Here is a 3,439-nt window from a genome sequence, read left to right on the forward strand (position 1 = left end):
ATCGACCAAGCTCAAAAGTTTGATGCAGGAATTTGAAACAGAGTTCGATCTGGTGATTTACGACACCCCACCGATGAATTTTGCCGATCTCAGTTGGGTGGGTTCTCAAGTCGATGGCATTGTCTTAGTGGCTAAACTAGGGAAGACCCAACGCTCTACGCTGATTCAAGCAATTCGCGAGCTGAAAATCTCACAGCTACCGATCCTGGGGATAGTTGCCAATGGTACCGAAAACATGGGTTCTTCCAGTATCAGTTCTGCTGGAATGATTGCCTCGACATCGAAGCTCTACTATTCCCGCTCCACCATCTTTCTCCCAGCAGGCAATTCTAGCGAGAACGTAAAATGAGTTGGGAGTTGGGAGTTGGGAGTTGGGAGTTGGGAGATGGGAGTTGGGAGATGGGAGATGGGAGTTGGGAGTTGGGAGATGGGAGTTGGGAGATGGGAGATGGGAGATGGGAGATGGGAGTTGGGAGATGGGAGATGGGAGATGGGAGTTGGGAGATGGGAGCGAAAAGTGAAGCACCTTTTCCAGACAGATGGAAAAATCTGAATAGTGACTGAATTTGTGCCGCCTAGTACTAGTAAATGCGATCGCCGACTACTCAGTCTAAAACATGGAAAATTCATGCAAAATCCGACTATTGCCGTGCTGATGACTTGCTACAACCGCAAGCAGAAAACCCTCGACAGCCTCGACTCGCTATTTAGTCAAGATGGTGGCGAGGATCGATCGCTGAGCGTGTACCTAGTAGATGATGGGAGTACCGATGGCACCACCACGGCAGTTGCCGCCGCCTATCCCCAAGTAAACATCCTCCAGGGAGATGGCAGTCTCTTTTGGAATCGCGGGATGCACATGGCTTTTGCGGCGGCACTCGTTGGCGTAGCCTCTCAGAATGAGAATCGAGACTACGACTATTATTTATGGCTCAATGACGATACGATCTTGTACCCCGCAGCGCTGGCAGGTTTGCTGCACGCATCGGACGCGGTGGCAGCCAAAGGCAATCCGCAAGCCATTATTGTCGGTGCTACCTGCGACCCGCAGACGGGAGTGCTGACATATGGCGGCTTGGAGAGCCAAGATCGGTATCGTCCGCTGCGCTTTTCCCTAGTCGCACCGGGCAGCGAGCCGCAACGCTGCGACACGCTCAACGGTAATTGTGTCTTAATTCCCAAATCGGTTGCAGGTATTGTCGGCAATCTCGATCCGGCATTTACTCACTATCTGGGGGATCTAGACTATGGACTCCGCACCCAAAAACAAGGCGGTAGTGTCTGGCTCGCGCCCGGTTTTTGCGGCACCTGCTCGCAAAATCTCCGCCCGAGAACTTGGACGGAGACGACGGAGAATCTGCCCTGGTACCTTCAGTGGCAGCGCGTCGGGCAACCCAAAGGGCTAAATTTGACCCAAATGACCCTACCGCCTGTCACCGAGTGGAAAATCTTTGCCCAGCGGTATGCTGGTCTGCTGTGGCCTGTTTACTGGCTGTTTCCCTATCTGCGACTGCTGTTGCTCCCAGTCGTGCGGATTGGTAGCAATTTGCGATCGAGCCAGTTGAAACTAGATTAGACTTCCTGCGAAAGTCAGGGGATAGGGATGAGGGGGAACTCTAGACAAAAACAGTACTAAAAAAGATTGTATTTTTACTTTCTCAGGCGGTCTATTAGCTGCCAGATTTAGGTAAGTTAGTGCAAATATTTATTAGATAGATCGTGCCTGAAACCTAGATGGTGGGCATTGCCCACCCTACAAGATATCCATTCCCTATTCCCTATCCCCTAATTGCCAATGTTGAGATTGATACAGCGATGGATAGTCATTTTTCTCCTGGTGGCGATCGCAATTCCGATCGCTGCACTCAACCTCAAACCACAGCCGCCATCAACGATGAACCCACCCGCACGGGCGATTCCAGCTAGCTTATTTGGGATGCACATCCATCACGCGCTGGAAAATTGGCCGACTGTCCCCTTTTCGCAGTGGCGGCTGTGGGATGCGTATGTAACTTGGGGCGACTTGGAACCGCAGCCAGGAGCCTGGAAATTTGAACTGCTCGATCGCTATGTCGCATTAGCCGCCCAGCACAAGGTCGAGCTGTTGTTGACACTGGGGCAAACGCCGCGCTGGGCGGCGGCGCGTCCCAATGACGAATCGGCGTATGGGAACCCCGGCTGGCCAGCAGAGCCAAAAGACCTCAAGGATTGGCGCAACTATGTCCGCACCGTAGCGACGCGCTATCGTGGGAAAATCCGTTATTACGAAATCTGGAATGAACCAGATCTCCAGCGTTTTTACAGCGGTAGTGCTGAGAAAATGGTGGAATTAGCCCAGGAGGCGCATACCATCCTCAAGCAAGTCGATCCGCAGATTTATGTCCTTTCGCCCGGTGCTACCAATGGCACGCCCGATTTCCAGTGGCAACAGGACTATTTTCGGCGCGGTGGGGGTAACTATGCCGATGCGATCTCCCAGCACTTTTATCCCAGTTCGGCGGTTCCAGAAGATTTGGGCAAATCTATTACTCAGATGCAGGCGGTGATGCGTAAATTTGGTCTAGCGCAAAAGCCATTGTGGAATACCGAATCAGGGTGGCTAAAACCGGGCGAGATCGCCCCCGAACGCCAAGCGATGGCGCATATTGCCAGAACTTACTTAATTAATTGGGCTAGTGGCGTCCAGCGATTTTATTGGTATGCGTGGGACAACCAAACAGCCGTCAGTTTACATCTGACAAAAAGTGATGGTAAAAAGTTGACACCAGTAACTAATGTTACCAATAGTTATGCCCAAATTCAAACATGGTTGGTCGGCGCAAAAATGCAAAATTGTGCGCCTAATTCCGCGCAGACTTGGGTGTGCAATTTGACGCGTAAAGGGCAACCCTTCTGGATCGTGTGGCATCCCGATCGAGAATTGACTTTTAATGTCCCCAAAAACTGGCAAGTGCGATCGGTGCGAGATTTATATGGAAAAAGCCAGCCGCTGACAGGTTCTCGGCAGATTGCGATCGATTTTGCCCCCGTACTCTTGTCGCCTACTAAACAATTTTAAAATTCTCCCCATGCACGATCTTCCTAAAATTAATGTGACTGAGATCGCAATTGACTTGAGATATTTAGCGGATTTATGGTAATAAAGTTCGGCACATTTACGGTCGAATGTCTATCGAATATAAATGGTAAATATGCCTATAATGAGCGGTGAGTTAAGATTATTCTGTCGCGATTGATATTCAATTTATACACACTTTCGAGATAATTATCATACCTCATATACTCCGTAAATTTGCAGATATTTTTTTGAAAAATACAATTAAATTGATGGCAACCGTCAGGCTTAATTAGCTAAAACCGCTTTCAGCACACAGCTTTGGATAAATCAAGGGTGAGTTAAGAGTTCGGAATCTGACAGTTATTTAATTTTAACTTAGAC

Annotated in this window: 3 protein-coding genes and 1 pseudogene; all 4 read left to right on the forward strand. The window is 49.5% G+C overall.

The features are described from left to right. Positions 1-349: pseudogene (locus RMO35_RS14420) on the forward strand (hypothetical protein); the annotation flags it as partial. Then, positions 346-564 carry a hypothetical protein gene (locus RMO35_RS14425; protein ID WP_309742025.1) on the forward strand — a complete coding sequence of 73 codons (219 nt, stop codon included), beginning with the start codon at positions 346-348 and terminating at the stop codon, positions 562-564. The pseudogene RMO35_RS14420 and the gene RMO35_RS14425, both read left to right, overlap by 4 nt. Positions 565-628: 64 nt before the next feature. Beyond that, positions 629-1,576: a glycosyltransferase family 2 protein gene (locus RMO35_RS14430; RefSeq protein ID WP_309742027.1), complete on the forward strand. Its 948-nt coding sequence runs from the start codon at positions 629-631 to the stop codon at positions 1,574-1,576. Positions 1,577-1,795: 219 nt separating this feature from the next. Continuing rightward, the gene (locus tag RMO35_RS14435; RefSeq protein WP_309742028.1) at positions 1,796-3,058 is read left to right on the forward strand and encodes a GH39 family glycosyl hydrolase; all 1,263 of its coding nucleotides are present in this window, start codon (positions 1,796-1,798) and stop codon (positions 3,056-3,058) included. Positions 3,059-3,439: the final 381 nt, after the last annotated feature.

The sequence above is a fragment of the Chamaesiphon sp. OTE_20_metabat_361 genome (assembly GCF_031364565.1).